We start from the raw sequence: 17,985 nt of genomic DNA, 5'->3' as shown, positions 1-17,985 counted from the left end.
TCCTCATGACCCGCCGCGCGAAGGTCACCCCGCAGCAGGCGGGACTGCCCGCAGGCGGCAACCGGCGCGTGGCGGGCCTGCGCCGCAGCGAGGTCGCGATGCTCGCCGGGGTCAGCGTGGAGTACTACGCGAAGCTCGAGCGCGGCGCGATCGCCGGCGCCTCGGCCTCCGTGCTGGACGCCGTCTCCACGGCCCTGCAGCTCGATGAGACCGAGAGCATCCACCTGCTGGATCTGGCACCTGCGGCCGACGGGATCCCCACCTCCGGCAGGCCTCGACGGCGCAGCGCCGCGACGCCCGCCCCGGTGCGGCCCGGCCTGCAATGGGCACTGGACTCCCTCACCGACGGCGTCGCCTTCGTGCGGGACCAGTACCAGAACCTGCTCGCGACCAACGAGCTGGGACGCGCCTTCTACGCTCCGCTGATCGGGGACGGCGAGGGCGGGCGCTCCCCGAACCTCGCCCGCTTCCAGTTCCTCGATCCGGCATCGAGGGACTTCTACCCGGACTGGGACCGGTTCGCTGAGATGTGCGTGAGCAGCATGTGGGTCGAAGCGGGCAAGATCCCGCATGACGCGACCTTGCAGGACCTCGTCGGAGAGCTCTCCACCTGCAGCGATACCTTCCGTCGACTGTGGGGCGCACATGACGTGCGCACTCACGGCTCCGGCCTCAAGCGGTTCGAGCATCCGGTGGTCGGCGAGCTGACCGTCACCTATGAGGAGCTCGCCATCACGGCGGAGCCCGGCCGTGCCGTGATCGTCTACTCCACCGAGCCCGGCTCGCAGTCCGCGCAGCGCATGCGGCTGCTCGCGAGCTGGGCCGCGACCCAGCGCGCTGAGCGCGCGGACGCCGCGGCGGCGCCACCGGCGGCCTCCGGCCCCTCCGGCACCCCCAGCGCCGGTGCGACTCCCGGGTCGCCTCCGGGCAGTCGAGGGGTTCCGACGGTCGGATAGGGTGCTGTGCCTGGGCCCAGCGATGCCGCAGCCGGGTGCCGGAGCCGGACCGGGGGGGCGATGGAAGCCCAGCCCCCGCGCGGATCGTCGACGACAAGGACTCCCATGCCACGCGCCCTCGCCCCCGGACAGCGCTCACGGATCCACGTGCTCGACGTGGAGACCGGGGAGGACCAGATCCTTCACGAGTCCGAGGCGGTGCTGTACGAGGCACCGAACTGGACGCTGGACGGCGCCGCGCTGATCCTCAACGGCGACGGCCACCTGTTCCGCCTCGACCTGGACGGCGGTGGGGACCTGGACCGCCCGGACCGGACCGGCGGTGCACCGCAGCGGATCCCGCTCGAGGGCATGGAACCCCTGAACAACGACCACGTGCTCGATCCCGACGGGGAGCACGTGTTCGTCTCCGCCGACGACAGCCACATCTACCGAGCCCTGCTCACCGGTGGCCCCGCCGAGCAGATCACCCTCGGGGACGGGCTCCTGCACTACCTGCATGGCGTCAGTCCCGACGGTGCCACGCTCGCCTACACCGGCGTCCAGCGGCGCTCTGACGGGTCCTGGGTGCCTCCGAACCTGTTCACGATCCGCGCTGAGGGCGGGGAGAGCACCCAGCTCACCGACAACGAGTTCCCCGACGACGGCCCGGAGTACTCCCCGGACGGGGCCTGGATCTACCTCAACTCCGAGCGGTCCCGCACCGTGGCCGGGCACGCCCAGCTCTTCCGCATGCGCCCCGACGGCACCGGGATGGAGCAGCTCACCGATGATGAGCGCGTGAACTGGTTCCCGCACCTCTCCCCGGACGGTGCCCGCCTCGCCTACGTCAGCTTCCCGCCCGGCACCGAAGGGCACCCGGCGGATCGCGAGGTGATCCTGCGCCTGGCCGCGGCCGACGGCAACGGGATCCGTGATCTGACCGCCGTGTTCGGTGGGCAGGGCACCATGAACGTGAACAGCTGGGCCCCGGACTCCCGCCGGATCGCCTACGTGGACTATCCGCTGCAGGGCTGATCCCTGACCCGGCGACCGGTCAGTCGCGCGGTGCGTCCGTCCACGGGCGCTGCGGCGCGACGGCATCGATGCGGTCCCGCCGGATCCCGTCCGGGCCGCTGACGACGTTCGAGGCGAGCGGAATCTGGTGCGAGGCGCTCTCGAGGATATGCATGAGATAACCGGCGGTGTTCGGCAGCGCCACCACGTCGCCGATCGCCACCCCGCCCGGGAAGCTCAGGCGCCGGCGCAGGATCAGCTCGGCCTCGATGCAGTAGGCGCCGACGAGGAACGCTTCCACCGGGGCCGACGGCTCCCCGCCGGTCCTCACCAGGATCGGGTCGACCAGGAAGTCGTCGGAGGTGGAACGGCACTGGGTGCGGTTCATCTCCAGCCCGATCAGCGGGATCCCGTCGCTGGTGGTGGTGCGCTGCACGGTGCGGGCGAGGGTCATCCCGCAGCCGTCGAGCATCGACCGACCGGGCTCGCAGCGCAGTTCCAGCTCCCGCTCCCGCAGCGCGTCGGCGGCGCGGACTCCGGGCTGCACCTCCGCTCCGAGGAGAGTGCGCAGCCACTGACCGCGCACCACCTGCTGGTGGTAGGGATAGACCTGCCGCAGCGGCTCCCCGCGCCAGGTCAGAGAATCCGTCGGATCGTCGCTCTGCTGGTCGTGGGCCTCCCAGAACGCCGCCCACTGCTCGGCATCATCGAGGTAGGACATAGGGATCCCGCCGCCGATGTCGATGAAGCTCACGGGGTGTCCGCTCGACCGCAGCGAGTCGACCAGGCCGAGGGCCTCGCCGAGGGCGTGAGCCCGAGCGAGAGGGTCGTAGCCGTGCAGGTGGAAGTGGATCCCCTGGATCTGGAGTCCGCCGCGGGAGACCTCCCGGGACCCGGCCCAGCCCTGCCAGGTGGAGGCGGATTCGCCGAAGCGGGTGGGACCCACGACGTCGCTCGGCGTCGGTGCGAGACGCAGCGCGACGGGCCGCGGCGGGGCGAGCGGCTCGCGGGCGATCTCTGCCTCGACGGCGGCGGCCTCGTCGAGGTTGTCGAGGACGAGCATCGCTCCGGAATCCAGCGCGAAGCGCAGCAGCGGGGCCGGCTTGATGGCGGCGGTGACGACCACGTCGCCGGCGGGCACGCCGAGGTCGAGGACCTGGGAGAGCTCGCGATGGCTGCCCACGTCGAGTCCCAGCCCGGCCGCGTGCGCGGCGCGGACCAGCCCGAGCGTCTTGTTGGCCTTGCGGGCCACGAAGATCCGCAGGGCGACGCCTTCGGATTCGGCGACGTCTGACAGCTCGGCCGCGTTGCGCGCGAGCGCGCTGAAGTCGTGCACGTTCAGCGGGCTGCCGTGCTCCTCGAGCAGCGCCGCGCACGCCGTGGGATCCGCGAGCAGCTCCTGCATCCACGGCTCGAGCCGTGCCGACAGGGACGGGATGCCCTGGCACCCCGTGCGCAGGTCGTCCCCCTCATGCAGGGCGTCGTTCGTCGGGAGGCCATCTGTGCGCGGTGCGGTCGTCATTCCCTGGTCTCCCGGTGCGTTCCGGCGGCGACCTTCGCCGCGGTGGCGTATGCAGTGGATTCTCCCGGCACACCGGCCTCGGCCGCAGGTTCGCCCACGGGTGAGACGAGGGTGCGTGCGAGGCGAGCGGCCCAGTGCCGGATCTCGGTGTGCAGGTGCCGGTTGAGGGTGTCGTGGCCGATCACGTGGTCCTCCGTCGGGCGGCCGAGCAGCGCGAGCCCCTCCGCGCGGCTCCCGTCGGCCCGGCGCGCGGTGGCGTCGGGATCGACGACCGCCCCGCGTCGTCCCGGGCGGACGCTCACGAGACCCGATCGGAGCAGGTTCTCCGTGAGCTCGTCGGTGATCCCGAGGACCCCGGGCGGGGACAGCACCGCATCTACCACGAGGTCCGCGGCCCCGGCACCCTGCGGGATCCCCTGGAGACCGCGGGTATCGATCGCGGTGCCTGCATCGAGCCAGGACAGGTCCACCGCACCGGAATCGAGCATGGCCAGCAGTTTGCGGGCATTGACCAGCGGCGGACCGAAGGCGAAACGCTCCAGCACCTGGGCGGTGCGGCGAAACGCTTCCCATTCGCCCGCAGTCATGTCGCTGCCGCGGAGGCCGGCGGTGAGCAGCGGGTAGAGCGCGGACCAGGTGCGGCCCAGCGCCCAGGCGGGGCCCGGCGCACGGGCCCCCTCCGCCACGGCCACGCTGCGGCGCAGGGCGCGCTCGGCGCGGCCCGGGCCGGAGGGAAGATCGGGCTCGGCACCGGTGGCGAGGGTGTGCTCGACCGCGCGGTACCGCTCGGCGGCGGAGGCGCCCGCTCCCCGGATCATGGCGGTCGCGGCATCGAGCACCACATCGAGCACCACATCCGGGGCGATCTCCCCCTGGGAGCTGGTCGCTGCCCGGAGACGCCGCTTCCCGTCCTCGATCACGGCGGCGCCTGCGGGAGGCAGCGGCGTGCCGGGATCGGGTTTCGCGTCCAGCAGCAGGCCGTGGCGCGCGGTCGGGAGGATGGTGGCTGGCTCCTCCGCTCCCCGGAGGTGGACGATCGTCCTCTCATGACGGGGATGCGGGTCGAACCTGCCACCCCGCCCTTCGGTGAGGGCGAGCGCGGCGTCGAGGAAGGTCAGGGCCGCGCCTCGGACCGCCACCCGGGAACCGGGCGGGACCTGCTCGGGGCCGAGCATGGCCTCCACCGGCAGCACGGCAGGTCGGAGGGGGAGCGGGCCGGTCCACGACCTCGCGAGCGCGCCGAGGTGGCGGGCAGCGTGGCCGGTGGCCAGGAGCACCTCGTCGAACCGATCGAGCAGGGTGGGCGCCGCGCGCCCGGGCGACGAACCGTCGGCCGTGGCGTCCCATGACTCCGCGCCGTCGGCCGTGGCGGGCTGCTCGATCCCGACCCGCCACCGTCCAGCATGGGGCTCCACCGAGACGACCTGGCAGCGGTGGTGGCGCAGGGTGCCGACCCGGGACAGAGAGGCCTCCATCCATGCCCACCGCTGTGTGAGATAGGCGCCGACGACGGCCCGCGGCGGGTACGGATCCTCGGCGAGCCCGGGGTGCTCTCGGCGCACCCAGGAGGGGAACGACGTCCCCGTCCCGGTGGCGGGCGCATCGAGGATTCCCGCGGTGACGTTCAGGCGGAGGTAGGGCGGTTGGTCGAGGGCGTAGGCGGCGCCGGTCCCGGGAAGCCCGGCGGGGTCCAGCACGGTCACGTCCACGATGGCGGCGCCGGGGGTCTCGGTGCTGACGGCCCCGGTGCCGGCGGCGAGGTCTGCGGTGAGGTGCGCCGCGAGTGCTTCGAGGGCGAACAGCGCCTTCGGTCCCGCTCCCACCACGGCCAGCCGTCGCCGCGGGCCGGTCGCGTCGGGGCCGGTCCCCGGCGTGTCCTGGGTGCTCATGGACGCCCTGGTCCTCCACGTCGCGCGGTGGCCTGCCGGGATGCCGTGGCCTGCAATGATGCGGTGGCGTCGGTCAGGGCGTCGGCGTCGGCCCCGAGGGTCCGCTCGACCCAGTCGTCGTCGTAGACCGTGCTGAGATAGGGCACGCCGCCGTCGTGGACGATGAACGCCACCCGCGAGCCGGGTGCCAGCTCGGGAACCAGGGAGCCCAGCGTGTGGACGATGCCGCCGGTGGAGGCGCCGGCGAGGATGCCCTCGCGGCGGGCCAGCAGGCGCGCCCCGACCACGCAGTCCAGCCCGCTGACGCGCACCACGCGATCCGGATCGACCGTGCGGGAGATGTCGGTGACCACGCCCGCGCCCAATCCGGGCAGCGGGCGCGGTGCGGCCGTGCCCCCGAACAGGACGCTGCCCTCGGCGTCGACCGCGACCGTGCGGGTGTCCATGGAGTTCTCGCGGAGGTACGCGGTGCACCCGGCGATCGTGCCGGTGGTGCTCACCGCCGCCATCAGCACGTCCAGGCGGTGATCGGTGGCCTCGGCGATCTCGGCCATGGTGCCGGCCGCGTGCGCGCCGGGGTTCGCGGGATTGCCGTACTGGTAGAGGTTCACCGCACCCGGGATCTGCTCGAGCAGCTGCTCGACGCGATGCAGGCGGGCGGTGAGCAGGTCCCCGGTCTCCGGATCGGGCTCCGTGACCATCTCGACCTGCCCGCCGAGCGCCCGGATGGTGGCCACCGTGGTGGCATTGGTGCGGGAGTCGACCACGCACACGAAGTGCACCCCGTGCGTGGAGCACACCCGGGCCAGGGCGACCCCGAGGTTGCCGGAGCTCGACTCGACCACCGTGCCCCCTGCCTCGAGGTGCCCGCGCGCGAAGGCATCGCGCACCATCGCCAGGGCCGGACGGTCCTTGGTGCTGCCGCCGGGATTGACGGACTCGAGCTTGGCGAGGATCTCGATCCCGGAGTCCGGGAACAGGCGGTCGAGACGGATCAGGGGGGTGCGGCCGACGGCGGCGGAGATGCCGACGGTGATGCCGGGAGCGACGTCGCTGGGCGTGCTGAGGTCGGGCTCCGGGGCCGGCTGCGCGAAGTGTGTGGTCACGATCGTCAAAGTACGGCATCGCGAGGCTCGTGCCGAGGTGTTCTCGACCTTCTCTGGTATCGCTTCGCGCGACGGCTGGAGGACGGTGGGTGTGCTAGCAGGAAACCGCCCCAGGCGGGAGGCGCGCGGGCGGGATGCCGGTGCACCGGAGACCCTCGCTCCCGGGTGGGCATCGGTACCGAACGGTCGGTTCCGCACGCGGGACAGGAGGAGGCTTGTACCGTCGGAGGGGACAGCACCGGCAACGCGGGAGGATCCCTGATGACCGACGACACCCTGGCCCTGGAGGACGTCGTGGACACGCTCCGCGACGCCGACATCGTCATGCTCACCACCGCACTTCCCAACGGCAAGCTCCTGTCCCACCCCCTGTCCATCCAGGGCGTGACCGATGACGCGGACGTCTGGTTCTTCGTCGGACTGCAGGGTGGCCAGGCCGAGGCGCTGCGCAGCGGCCCGCAGGTGAATCTCTCGATCTCGCAGGCAGGGTCGTGGCTGTCGGTGGCCGGGAGCGCGGAGTTCATCGAGGACCGTGCCCTGGTCGAGCAGCTGTGGACCAAGGGGGCGGAAGCCTACTTCCCCGGCGGTCCGGAGGACCCGAGCCTGGGACTGCTGCGGGTCAGCGGCGAATCCGCGCAGTTCTGGGGCCTGCCCGGCGGCAAGGCCGCCGGGCTCGCGCAGATCCTCAAGGCGAAGGTGGCCGGGGAGCGCCCACCCGGCGGCACCGCCACGACCGAGCTCTGACCACGGACGCCATGGGCGACCCGGGTGCCGGCGAGGGGCCGGAGCGGACCGCCGACGGTCGATACATCGTGGTGCGCGGCCGCCGGTGGCGGGCCACCGACCCCGATCTCCCCGAGGAGATCACCGGCCCCCTGCGCTCCGAGCTGGGACGGGCCCGCTCCGCGATCGGCAGGTCCCAGGACCCCAGCGAGGTGCGGGCCTGGCGCGACCGGGTCCAGCTCGCCAAGGAGGGCCTGGGGGAGCGCGGTGAGGCCTGGTGGGAGTTGACGGAGGACGACCGCGCGGAGCGCGCCGGCGAACGCCTGGATCGCCTGCGCTCCACGGACGTCACGGGGTCCTCCGCTCCGTGAGGATCGCGGGGCGAGAGATCAGACGGGCAGGCCGGTCCCGAGGGACGTCGCCCGATGCTTCGCCTCGCGACCGGCCTTGCGCCAGCCGTCGATGATGTCCCACGCAGCGACCCCGAGGATGCTCAGCACGAACAGGACCACGACTACGCGAGCTGTGTCCGGCCCGCCCCCGTCGCTGGGGAGGACGAGGCCCATGAACTCGGGATTCACCAGGAGCCCGTTGCCCAACAGGGTCAGGATCACGCTGACCCATACGACTGCGAGAGCGGTGTTGGCGACAGCCAGGCCCGTGGACCAGCCGCGGCGCAGATGGACGAGGACGGCGAGCCCGACCTCGAGCAGGAGGAGCGCGAGCATGCCGAGCAGTGCCCAGGGCCACAGCTGCGGGTGGAGGATCTGGATGTCGCGGGCGTGGCCGTCGATCTGCACGAATCCGCGGAAGCGGTCCCAGAGCACCGCGCCGATCATCAGTCCGGCGAACACCACCGAGGCGACCACCTCGGAGCGGCCCGCCCCCGTGGGGCGCGGCTCCGGCAGCTGGTCGAGGTCCCAGTCGTGACCGGTGTCCGCCCCGGTGCGCTCCAGGATGACGAACATCAGCGTCACCCAGAAGAACAGGTGCACGGTGGCGGAGATCCCCACGCTGATCGCCTGCCCGATGACCTCCCCGACCGGGGCGCCGATGATGACCTGGACGAGGGCGACACCGCCGACGGCGGAGGCGGGAACGATCGCCAGCAGGAGCTTGAGCAGCCGCCACCAGGCCAGATAGTAGCGCGGTCCCAGCAGGTGCAGCGGCCGGTCGGTGTAGCTCGCGGCGAGGGCGACCGGGTCACCGAGATCGGTGAGCACGGCGCGCTCGGCCTCGGCAGGGTCCTCGCCCTGCTCGAGGCGCGACTCGATGGCGTCGGCGATGGAGGCCTCGAGCTCGGCGCGCACGTCGCTCTGGGTCTCGAGCGGGAGGGAGTCGGTCGTGGCGCTGATGTAGCGCTCGGTCAAGGTGGTGGTCATGTCAGTTCTCCTCGGGCGTGCCCGGATCGTCGGTGAGGGAGGCGATGGACCGGGTGAGATCGACCCAGTCCTGGCTGAGGGTCTCGGCCAGGCTGGTGCCGTCGGCCGAGGTGACGTAGAACTTCCGGGGTCTGGAGTCCTCGGTGTTCCACTCGCTGGTCAGGAACCCCTGCTTCTCGAGACGCCGCAGCAGCGGGTAGAGGGTGTTGGCATCCGTGGTGAAGCCGCGTGACTCGAGCTGCTCGAGCAGGCTGTATCCGTACCCGGGGGTGCGCAGCAGTCGCAGGCACGCCAGCACGACGGTGCCGCGCCGAAGCTCCTGCAGATGGGGATCGAAGGACTCGCTCATGCCCCACACCATAGTGTGCTCGACACACCATTGTCCAGGAGACTGTGCTGTCTTGGTGGTGCTGTCCAGACGGTGCTGTCTAGACGGTGCCCTCGGGAGATGGCCCGCGGCCGCGGAACAGGAACTGGGGGGTGCCGTCGTCGGCCGTGGCGCGTTCGGCTGTGACCTCATAGGTGGCGCTGACCAGCCCGGCTGCGAGTGCGTCGCGGGGAGGGCCGTCGGCCAGCACGATGCCGTCCGCGAGCACGATCACCCGGTCGCAGTAGCGGGCGGCGAGGTTCAGGTCGTGCAGGACCACGACCGTCGCCAGGCCCCGCTCGCGCACGATCTGCAGCACGTGGTGCTGGGAGCCGATGTCCAGATGGTTGGTGGGCTCGTCCATCAGCAGCAGCCGGGGCTGCTGGGCGAGCGCCCGCGCGATCAGCACGCGCTGCTTCTCCCCTCCGGAGAGGATTCCGAACTCGCGCCGCGCCAGGTGCAGGGCGTCGACGCTGGTCAGAGCCTCGGTCGCGATCCGTAGATCCTCGCCGGTCGTCGAGCCGAAGGCCCCGGCATGGGGGACCCGGCCCAACAGCACCACATCTGCGACGCTCAGCGGGACCTCCCCGGTCAGTTCCTGTGCCATCACCGCGATCTGCTGCGCCCGCTCTCGTCCGGAGTGCTCGGCCAGGTCACGGCCCGCGAGCCGCACCTGCCCGGCGTCCGGGACCAGAGCGCGGTGCAGGATCCGCAGGGCGGTGGTCTTGCCGCTGCCGTTGGGGCCGACGAGCCCGAGCACCTCGCCGTCCGTGACCGTCATATCCACTCCCCGCAGCACCTCGGTGGCGCCGAAGGAGTGCCGGAGGCCGCGAGCCTCGAGGACCGGCACGTCCTGGGAGCCGGAGGAGGTGTCGGAGGTCATCCTTCGAGCTCGAGCAGCCACTCGTGGATCCTCTCCAACCCGTCCACCACCAGCGGCGACGCGGGCTCGGCGAAGTTGAACAGCAGCGGCAGCGCCGCCTGTTCCTGTGCGGCGCGCAGGCCGGAGAGCTGATCCTGGGCGATCATCTCCTGGGTGAGGTCCATGCCGTCGCCCTCGCCCTGGTAGAGCACGATCAGCACGTCGGGGTCCGCCGCGAGCAGCGGCTCGGCGCTGACCTCGAACACGCGCTCCGCGGTGCTGGCGAAGACGTTCTCGATGCCCAGGGCGTCCAGCTGCGCCGTGACCATCGAGCCGGCGCCGTAGGTGAACAGCGGCCCGCCGCCGAGGGAGGGGTAGAGCACCGCAGCAGTCGTGGTGGTGAGGGTCTGTGCGGAATCGGAGACCTCGGCGACGCGCTCCTGCAGCGAGGTGGTCAGGGAGTCGGCCTCCGTGGCGCGATCGAAGATCCGGCCGTAGGTGCCGATCGTCGAGTACAGCGTCTCGAAGCTCGCTCGTTCGCTCCCGCCGCCGCAGAAGATGTCCTGGACGACGACCCCGGCGCCTGCATCGGCCATCACCTCTCGGGTCACCCCGTCGGGTAGACCGAAGACGATATCTGGGTCTTGCGCGATCACCAGCTCCTGGGAGATCAGCAGATGGCCGGAGGCGTCGATGTCCTCGGACAGGGCCGGGATCGCCTCGATGCGGGCGGTGAGATCCTCCCCGTAGTAGCCGAGCGGGAAGGCCCCGGCACGGGAGACGACCTTGTCCAGCACCCCGATGCCGTCCAGCGTGGTCACCGGCGCGGATTCCAGCAGCACGATCCGCTCCGGCGGGGTCTCGAAGGTCAGCGTCGCCTCGCAGTTCGTGAGTTCGAGCGGGAAGCCTCCTGCGGCGTCACTCCCGGAGGCGCCGTCCGAGGGGGAGCCGGCGTCTCCCGCATCGGAGCTGCAGGCGGTGGTGAGCCCGACCAGCCCTACCAGCCCGGTCAGTCCGGCCAGTGCGGTGCGCCGGTTCAGGGGGCCGACGGCGGTGCGGCGGGCGGTGCGTTCCATGAGATTCCTTCTGCGGGACGGGCGACGGGGTAGGGGACGGAGCACGTCGCTCATCCCTGGCGCGAATAGAGGCGCCGGACCAGCAGGAGCAGGAAAGGGGCACCGATCGCCGCGGTGAGGACACCGATCGGCAGCTCGCGGGGCTGCATGACCACGCGGGCGAAGGCGTCGGCCCACAGCAGGAACAGGGAGCCCAGCAGAGCGCTCGCCGGGATCAGCACCCGGTGCCGCGCCCCGACCAGGCGCCGTGCCAGGTGCGGGATCACCAGGCCCACGAAGCCGATCGCTCCTGCGCCGGAGACCGCGGCCGCGGTGCACAGCGAGACCACCAGCAGGAAGCCGATCCGGGCGCGGTCCGGCGAGATCCCCAGGCCATGCGCGATCTCGTCCCCGGCGCTCAGCGCATCGAGCACCCGGGCGCCGAAGACCATCACGAGCACACCGAGCACGGCGGCGAGCACCGCGATCAGCAGGAAAGCGTTCCAACGGGCCAGGGACAGCGAGCCCAGCATCCAGAACATCACCGAACGCGAGCCCTCGGCGGAGTCTGAGGAGAAGATCAGCAGGTTCGTCACGGCCGTGAGCGCGTAGCCGACGGCCACCCCGGAGAGCAGCAGCCGCAGCGAGGTGACCCGCCCGCCGGCCCGGGCGATGACGAAGACCAGCAGCGCCGCTGCGAGCGCACCCAGGAAGGCGAGGACGGACTGCGCGTACTCCCCGAACGCTGCGCCGACTCCGAAGAGGATCGCGGCGGCGGCGCCCGTGGAGGCGCCGCCGGAGACCCCGAGGATGTAGGGGTCGGCGAGCATATTGCGCACCATCGCCTGCAGGGCGGCGCCGCTGATCGCGAGGCACGCGCCGACGGCAGCCCCCATCAGCACCCGCGGAAGACGCACATTCCAGACGATGGAATCCGTCGCGGCCTCCCACGAGACCGTCACCGGCAGCCCGAGGTGCTGGGCGATCACCTGCGCGGTGATCCCGGGGGAGATCGACACCGGGCCGACGCCGAGGCAGATCAGCAGGCTGAGCGCGCCAGCAATGAACAGACCTACCAGCACCAGGGCGGACCGGCGAGCACGAGAGCGCACCCCGAGCACATCGGGGGAGTGAGGTGGCTGGTCGGACAGGGAGGGGTCCGCCATCTCCAGGTTCCCGAGGGCTGCATGCACGATGCACCCTCCCTCCGCTAGCCGAATCACTTGCACGACCTTACAACTATCGGAGGGTCGCGCGAGGGGCCGTGCCGGAGATTGCCGGGGTCCGCACCGGGAGCCCAGCGCGGTCCCGCCGCGGAGGGTGGCTCGCCGGGACTGCTGAGGGCAGTTCAGCGGCCCCCGGCAGCCCGCTTCGGGTGGTCCGGTGCACCACCCGGAGTGCCGTGAGGATGGGTGTGGGCATGGTCGACGCCGGGCAGGTGGTCGGAGCCCAGGGCGTGCAGGATCTCGTGGGCGAGATCGTCGGCCAGCTCGTAGCGCACCTCGCGCCCGGAGCGCTGCGCCCGCACCCAGCCCGCCTCCCGCAGCAGCGCGAGCGCATGGGAGGTGGTCGAATCATGCGCCTGGATCGCCCGAGCGAGGTCCGAGCTACGGACCCCGGGATGGGCGTGCAGGCAGAACAGGATCTGCAGGCGGCGGGGGTCCGACAGCAGCGCCAACCTCTCGGCGAGCTGCACGAACCCGCTGACCTCGCCGAGGAGGCCACGCAGCTCCTCGACGAGATCCTCATCGACGGGGGCGACGTCGTCGGCCCGGACGTGCAGGGGGTGCTCGGAGGTCATGGGACCAACGTAAGCGATCGCCGCGACCTCCGCCCTACCCCGGCGCGCTGCGCACGCCGGGGTGGGGCCCGGCGCCTCAGGCGTCGGCGGGAACCCGCGCCAGCGTCGCGGCGAAGGGGTCGAAGTCGGCGGGCATCGGCTCGACCTCGGCGAAGGTCGAGCTGATCTCCACGATCGAGCCCTCGGCGATGGCGGTTTCGATGCCCACCATGATGTCCAGCACATGCGCGGCGATCTCGCCCTGCGCACGGTGCGGGACTCCGGCGCGGATCGCGCGGGCCATCTCCAGCACGCCCAGGCCGCGCCCGGTGGTGGCACCGGTGGCGGGGATCGGGGTCGGCGCCTCGCCGCGGTACTGAGTCAGCGCAGAGTCGCCGTCGAAGACGTTGGGGTCGGGGAAGGCGAGGGTCGCCTCGGTGCCGTACACCTCGACGAACCCGGTGCGGGAGTGCGGGGAGTCGAAGCTCAGCAGCACGGTCGCATTCTGGCCCGAGGCGAAGCTCAGCAGCGCTGCGACCTGGGTGGGGACGGTGACATCGAAGACCTCTCCGGCCTTGGGGCCGGAGCCGATGGTGCGCTGCTCACGGGCTTTGGAGCCGACGGCGCTGACCGAGGTGACCGGGCCGAGGGCGAGCACGAGGGTGGTCGCGTAATACGGGGCGATGTCGTAGAGCGGCCCGGCACCCTCCTGGAACAGGAAGGCGGGGTTGGGGTGCCAGGACTCGGGCCCGGGGGACTGGAACAGGGTCAGGGCGCTGGCCGGGGTGCCGATCGAGCCGTCGCGCAGAGTGCGCAGACCGGTCTGGATGCCGGCACCGAGCACGGTGTCGGGGGCGCCCCCCACCCGCACGCCCGCCTGCTCCGCCGCCTCGAGCAGGGCCTTCGCGTCGGCCGGAACCGTGGTGATCGGCTTCTCGGTCCACACATGCTTGCCCGCGGCCACGATCGCCTGGGAGACCTCCGCATGCGCGGTGGGGATCGTCAGGTTGATGACGATCTCGACCTCCGGATGGCTCAGCACGTCCTGCGTGGTGCCGGAGGCGGGGATGCTGAATTCCTTGGCGCGCTGTGCAGCGGCCTCGGGGATCAGATCACCGATGATGTGCACGATCACGTCTGGGAAGGAGGTGAGGTGCTCGAGGTACTGGGTGGAGATGGTGCCGGCGCCGATGAGGCCGACGCCGACAGGTCCGGTGGCGTGCTGAACGGTCATGAATGGATTCCTTCGTGGTGCAGAGAAGCGTGTGGCGTGCATGAGCAGAGCGGTCAGGACCGCAGGAGTGCTGGGGTGGTGGCCCCGGTCAGACGGCGGTGCGCAGGTGCGCGATCGAGTCGGCGATGCCCTCGAACATGTCCCCTGCGAAGTCATCGAACTCGATCACGCCGTAGGCGACCTGTGCGGAGGCGTCCAGGGTCTGGGCCAGCGGCATCTTCCCGGAGCCCAGCGGCAGCTGTGCGGCGGGGTCCTCGGAGAGGTCGCCGTCCTTGAGGTGCACCAGCTGCACGCGCTCGCCGAGGGTGCCCAGCAGGGTGGGGAGGTCTGCGCCGCCCACCGCCGCCCAGTAGGTGTCGATCTCGAGGATGACCTGCGGGTCCAGCTCGTCGGCGAAGAGCTCCAGGGCGCTGCGGCCCTCGAGCTGGGAGGCGAGCTCGAAATGGTGGTTGTGATAGCCGACGCGGATCCCTGCTTCGGCCGCAGCGGTGGCGCGCCGGTTGAGCGTCTCGGCGAGCGCCCGCACCTTGCCGGCGTCGGTCCAGTCCTCAGGGTTCCAGAACGGGTCGATCAGGTACTTCACGCCGACTGCCTGGGCGGCCTCGAGGACCTCGGGGAAGTCCACCTCGCCCAGGAAGGACTGGTGGGCGCTGGGGAAGTCGATCGGGAACTGCTCCCGGGCGCGCACCAGCTCATCGCGGTATTCCAGCAGGTGGTAGGGCTCGGCGTGCGTGAGGCCGAGCTCGACCAGGCGGGCGACGGTGCCGGGGAAGTCGATCGCGAGGGCCTCGCGCACGCTGTACATCTGGACGGAGATCTCCATGGGGATCCTCTCGGGGTCGGGAAGAGCGGTGGGGATGGATGGTGGGGAGAGGCGGGGCTACTTGACGGCGCCGGCGGTGAGCCCGGCGACGAAGTTCTTCTGCATCATCAGGAAGCCCACGACCACCGGGATCGACACCGCGAGCGAGGCGGCGAGAACCTGGTTCCAGTAGACGTTGGTCTGCGTGGCGTACTGCCGTAGGCCCACGGCCAGGGTGCGGGTGTCCTCCGTGGTCAGCACGGAGGCGAACAGCACTTCTCCCCAGGCGGTCATGAAGGCGTAGATCGCCACGGCCACGATGCCCGGGCGGGCGGCGGGCAGGATGATGCGCAGCAGGATGGTGAGGTTGCCGGCGCCGTCCACCTTGCCGGCCTGGTCCAGCTCCCGCGGGATGCCGTCGAAGTAGCCCACCAGCATCCAGATCGCGAACGGCAGCGAGAACGTCAGGTAGGTGATGATCAGCCCGATGCGGGTGCCCACCAGCGGGATCCCGAAGGTCGCATCGATGTTCACGAAGATCAGGTACAGCGGCAGCAGGAACAGCACACCGGGGAACATCTGGGTGGACAGCACCGTGGTCATGAACGGGCCCCGGCCGCGGAACCGCCAGCGGGAGACGGCGTAGGCGGCGAGGGTCGCCACGACCACGCTGAACGCGGTGGCGACCGTCGTGACGATCAGCGAGTTCATGAAGTAGCGGGCCAGCGGCACCGTCGACCACATCTCGACGAACGGTGCGAAGGTGATGGTGGAGGGGATCCAGGAGAACCCGGACTGCACATCGCCCAGCGGCTTCATCGAGGTGGTGACCATGACCCACAGCGGCACCGCGACGAACACGGTCAGCCCGATCAGCACGATGATCCGGAAGATCTTCTCTCCGACGGTCTCACGCATTGCGCTTCTCCTTCTTCCACTGGGTGAAGTAGAGGTACACCAGCGACACCCCCAGCAGGAACAGCAGCAGCAGCACGCTCATCGCGCTGGCCACGCCGAAGTCCCAGGACAGGAACGAGGCGTTGTAGATGTGGAAGCTGATGAGGTCACCGGCCGGAGGCTGCGCGGTGCCGAACAGCACATAGGGGGTGTTGAAGTCGTTGAACACCCACAGGAACATCACCAGCAGCAGGGTCTGGTTGACCGGGCCCAGCATCGGCAGAGTCACCGAGCGCCACTGCCGCAGCGGGCTCGCGCCGTCCATCGCGGAGGCCTCGTACAGCTCGCCGGGGACCGACTGCAGACCGGCCATGAACATGAGGAACGCGAAGGGCCACATGCGCCAGATCGCGACCACCACGACGGAGATGAAGGCGTTGTCGCCGATCAGCCAGAACGGGGCCTGGTCCATCAGGCCCAGCTGGTCCACCAGCAGATGGTTCACCGCGCCGGTGTCCCGCTGGAGCATGAAGTTCCAGGTGATCACCGCGGCGTAGAGCGGCAGGGCGTAGGGGATCAGGAACAGGGTGCGGAAGATGCCGCGGCCACGGAAGGGACGCTGCAGGGCCACGGCTGCGGCCATCCCCAGTCCCCAGCTGATGCCCACCACCAGCGCCGTGAAGGCGAGGGTGACCAGGAAGGAGTTCAGCAGCTCCTGACCGACGGGGGTGTTCAGATCCACCGCGATCTGGTAGTTCTCCAGCCCGGCGAACGGGGCCTCGGTCCAGCGGCGGATGAAGAACTTGGTCAGCTCGATGAAGCTCATCCAGAACCCGGTGGCCATCGGAACGATGTGGATCAGCAGCTCGAGCAGCATCGCGGGCGCGATGATCAGGTACGGGAACAGGTGATGGCGGGGGCGTCGGGGGCTGGGCCGGTCGGGACGCTCCGGCGGCGCCTTGGTGCCCTTCGGGGCGATCAGGCTGGTCATGGGACTCTCTTCGTCGGGGTGGCGGGCGCGCGGCGGCCGACGGGGGAGCGTGCCCCCGTCGGCCCCTCGGAGCCTCAGATGCGGATCGAGTCCTGCGCGGTCTGCATGGCGGTGACGACGTCCTCGCGGCTGACGGTGCCGCCGGTGGCGATGGTGGCGAACATGTTGTTCATCGCCTGGCCCACGGAGGTCTCGAACTGGTCCTCCCACGGCACCAGCGGCAGCGGCTCGGCGCGCTCGCCGTAGATCTCCATGAACATGGCGGCCTGCTCGGTGTCCTCGGTGAAGGTGGGCTCACCGTCTGCGAGCACGGGCAGGGAGGCGAAGGGCTTGCCCAGCTCGGCCTGCGTCTCCGTGGAGGTCATGAAGTTCAGGAACTTCAGGGCGCCCTCCACGTTCTCGGTGTCCTGCATGATCGCGAGGTTGATGCCGGCCAGGTGCGAGGCGCAGTCGCTGGGGGCATCGGCCGGGGCGGGGAAGGGGACCGCGGCGAACTGTTCCGGGGCCATCCCGTTGGATTCGATGGTCGCGTTGGCATTGTTCTGGTTGATGATCATCGCGGCCTCGAGATTGGCGAAGGCGGTGACGGACATCGTGCCGTTGTCGAACTGGGCGTTGGAGGGGTTGACGACCTTGTGCTCCTGCATCAGATCCAGGTAGCGCATGATGCCGTCGACCACGCCGTCCTCGGTGAAGGAGGGCTTGCCGTCCGCGGTGTTCAGGGCGGCGCCGTTCTGGGTGGCGTTGATGAACGCGAAGTGGTTGTTCTCCGTGTACGAGCCCGCGGCGAGGGACATGCCGTACACGCCGTTGGCCTCATCGGTCAGGGCCTTGGCGGCCTCGACCATCTCCTCCCAGGTGGTGGGCGGCTCGATGCCGGCATCCTCGAACATCTTCACGTTGTAGTACATGCCGTAGGCGAGGCCGTAGAGCGGGATCGAGGTGGGGTCGGTGTCGACCGCACCGCCGGTGGCGAGCGCGGCCGGGACGTAGCGGTCGCGGCCGCCGAGCGCCTCGAACTCGGCATCACCCAGCTCGAGCAGACCGCCGGTGGCTTGGAGGCTGACTCCCCAGGTGTTGCCGATGTTCAGCACGTCGGGACCCTGGCCGGACGTGATCGCAGTCTGGATGCGGGTCTGGAGGTCCGCCCAGCCGATCACCTCGAGGGACACCTCGATGCCGGTCTCCTCGGTGAACTTCTCCAGGACGGGGGTGAGCACCTCCTTGTCGTTCTCGAGGCTGGTGCCCTGGTTGGAGGCCCAGTAGGTGAGCTTGTCCGGGCTGTCGTTCGAGCCGCCCGAGCCGGAGCCGGAGCCGCAGGCGGCGAGGCCCGCGGCGGTCACGGCGGCGAGCGGGGCTGCGGACAGAAGTGTGCGTCGTCGCATCGGAGTTCTCCTTGGTGCACCGTCGGCTGTGACGGGTC

18 protein-coding genes are annotated in these 17,985 nt (G+C 70.8%); 4 read left to right on the top strand and 14 right to left on the bottom strand.

Annotated elements, in window-relative coordinates:
- Positions 1-5 precede the first annotated feature (5 nt).
- Positions 6-956 (top strand): helix-turn-helix domain-containing protein, encoded by a 951-nt coding sequence (locus ACT3SQ_RS07910; protein ID WP_444601034.1) that lies wholly within the window; start codon positions 6-8, stop codon positions 954-956.
- A gap of 105 nt (positions 957-1,061) precedes the next feature.
- Positions 1,062-1,973, top strand: coding sequence for a TolB family protein (locus ACT3SQ_RS07905; protein ID WP_444601033.1), 912 nt, complete (start codon positions 1,062-1,064; stop codon positions 1,971-1,973).
- A 19-nt stretch (positions 1,974-1,992) separates the two neighbouring features.
- Here the strand turns inward: ACT3SQ_RS07905 and ACT3SQ_RS07900 are convergent, their stop codons facing one another.
- The 3 genes from ACT3SQ_RS07900 to sbnA are packed head-to-tail and all read right to left on the bottom strand — an operon-like array spanning position 1,993 to position 6,469.
- A complete protein-coding gene (locus tag ACT3SQ_RS07900) occupies positions 1,993-3,474 on the bottom strand; it encodes a Y4yA family PLP-dependent enzyme (protein ID WP_441445363.1) in 1,482 nt (493 codons plus the stop codon).
- Positions 3,471-5,363, bottom strand: a complete 1,893-nt coding sequence (locus ACT3SQ_RS07895) for an FAD/NAD(P)-binding protein (RefSeq protein ID WP_444591951.1) — start codon at positions 5,361-5,363, stop codon at positions 3,471-3,473. The genes ACT3SQ_RS07900 and ACT3SQ_RS07895 overlap by 4 nt, the downstream gene beginning before the upstream one ends.
- Positions 5,360-6,469, bottom strand: a complete 1,110-nt coding sequence (gene sbnA / locus ACT3SQ_RS07890) for a 2,3-diaminopropionate biosynthesis protein SbnA (RefSeq protein ID WP_444601032.1) — start codon at positions 6,467-6,469, stop codon at positions 5,360-5,362. Before sbnA ends, ACT3SQ_RS07895 begins: the two co-directional genes overlap by 4 nt.
- A gap of 261 nt (positions 6,470-6,730) precedes the next feature.
- On the opposite strand from sbnA, the gene ACT3SQ_RS07885 reads away from it, so the two are divergent.
- Together ACT3SQ_RS07885 and ACT3SQ_RS07880 are read left to right on the top strand one after the other, a co-directional pair.
- Positions 6,731-7,213 (top strand): pyridoxamine 5'-phosphate oxidase family protein, encoded by a 483-nt coding sequence (locus ACT3SQ_RS07885; RefSeq protein ID WP_444601031.1) that lies wholly within the window; start codon positions 6,731-6,733, stop codon positions 7,211-7,213.
- Between the two features lie 11 nt (positions 7,214-7,224).
- Positions 7,225-7,563 carry a biopolymer transporter Tol gene (locus ACT3SQ_RS07880; protein WP_444601030.1) on the top strand — a complete coding sequence of 113 codons (339 nt, stop codon included), beginning with the start codon at positions 7,225-7,227 and terminating at the stop codon, positions 7,561-7,563.
- 18 nt (positions 7,564-7,581) lie between these two features.
- On the opposite strand, the gene ACT3SQ_RS07875 is transcribed toward ACT3SQ_RS07880, so the two are convergent.
- The 11 genes from ACT3SQ_RS07875 to ACT3SQ_RS07825 form a co-directional block, all read right to left on the bottom strand.
- Positions 7,582-8,574: a permease prefix domain 1-containing protein gene (locus ACT3SQ_RS07875; protein WP_444601029.1), complete on the bottom strand. Its 993-nt coding sequence runs from the start codon at positions 8,572-8,574 to the stop codon at positions 7,582-7,584.
- A 1-nt stretch (position 8,575) separates the two neighbouring features.
- Positions 8,576-8,923, bottom strand: coding sequence for a PadR family transcriptional regulator (locus ACT3SQ_RS07870; protein WP_441446352.1), 348 nt, complete (start codon positions 8,921-8,923; stop codon positions 8,576-8,578).
- A gap of 79 nt (positions 8,924-9,002) precedes the next feature.
- Positions 9,003-9,824, bottom strand: a complete 822-nt coding sequence (locus ACT3SQ_RS07865; RefSeq protein ID WP_442332157.1) for an ABC transporter ATP-binding protein — start codon at positions 9,822-9,824, stop codon at positions 9,003-9,005.
- Positions 9,821-10,879, bottom strand: coding sequence for an ABC transporter substrate-binding protein (locus ACT3SQ_RS07860; RefSeq protein ID WP_441446301.1), 1,059 nt, complete (start codon positions 10,877-10,879; stop codon positions 9,821-9,823). The genes ACT3SQ_RS07865 and ACT3SQ_RS07860 overlap by 4 nt, the downstream gene beginning before the upstream one ends.
- A 50-nt stretch (positions 10,880-10,929) precedes the next feature.
- The gene (locus ACT3SQ_RS07855) at positions 10,930-12,051 is read right to left on the bottom strand and encodes a FecCD family ABC transporter permease (RefSeq protein WP_441446300.1); all 1,122 of its coding nucleotides are present in this window, start codon (positions 12,049-12,051) and stop codon (positions 10,930-10,932) included.
- Positions 12,052-12,206: 155 nt separating this feature from the next.
- The gene (locus ACT3SQ_RS07850; protein ID WP_441446299.1) at positions 12,207-12,659 is read right to left on the bottom strand and encodes an ArsR/SmtB family transcription factor; all 453 of its coding nucleotides are present in this window, start codon (positions 12,657-12,659) and stop codon (positions 12,207-12,209) included.
- Positions 12,660-12,735: 76 nt separating this feature from the next.
- Positions 12,736-13,872: a Gfo/Idh/MocA family protein gene (locus tag ACT3SQ_RS07845; protein WP_441446298.1), complete on the bottom strand. Its 1,137-nt coding sequence runs from the start codon at positions 13,870-13,872 to the stop codon at positions 12,736-12,738.
- Between the two features lie 88 nt (positions 13,873-13,960).
- Entirely contained in the window at positions 13,961-14,695 is a 735-nt protein-coding gene (locus tag ACT3SQ_RS07840) for a sugar phosphate isomerase/epimerase family protein (protein WP_441446297.1), read from the bottom strand.
- Between the two features lie 57 nt (positions 14,696-14,752).
- Positions 14,753-15,592 (bottom strand): carbohydrate ABC transporter permease, encoded by an 840-nt coding sequence (locus tag ACT3SQ_RS07835; protein ID WP_345081801.1) that lies wholly within the window; start codon positions 15,590-15,592, stop codon positions 14,753-14,755.
- The gene (locus ACT3SQ_RS07830) at positions 15,585-16,562 is read right to left on the bottom strand and encodes a carbohydrate ABC transporter permease (protein ID WP_444601028.1); all 978 of its coding nucleotides are present in this window, start codon (positions 16,560-16,562) and stop codon (positions 15,585-15,587) included. Before ACT3SQ_RS07830 ends, ACT3SQ_RS07835 begins: the two co-directional genes overlap by 8 nt.
- 74 nt (positions 16,563-16,636) lie before the next feature.
- Positions 16,637-17,947 carry an ABC transporter substrate-binding protein gene (locus ACT3SQ_RS07825; RefSeq protein WP_442332159.1) on the bottom strand — a complete coding sequence of 437 codons (1,311 nt, stop codon included), beginning with the start codon at positions 17,945-17,947 and terminating at the stop codon, positions 16,637-16,639.
- Positions 17,948-17,985: the final 38 nt, after the last annotated feature.

Source organism: Brachybacterium sp. AOP42-C2-15 (genome assembly GCF_052377065.1).
Classification (GTDB): Bacteria; Actinomycetota; Actinomycetes; order Actinomycetales; family Dermabacteraceae; genus Brachybacterium.
This window is presented reverse-complemented; position numbering and strand designations above follow the sequence as displayed.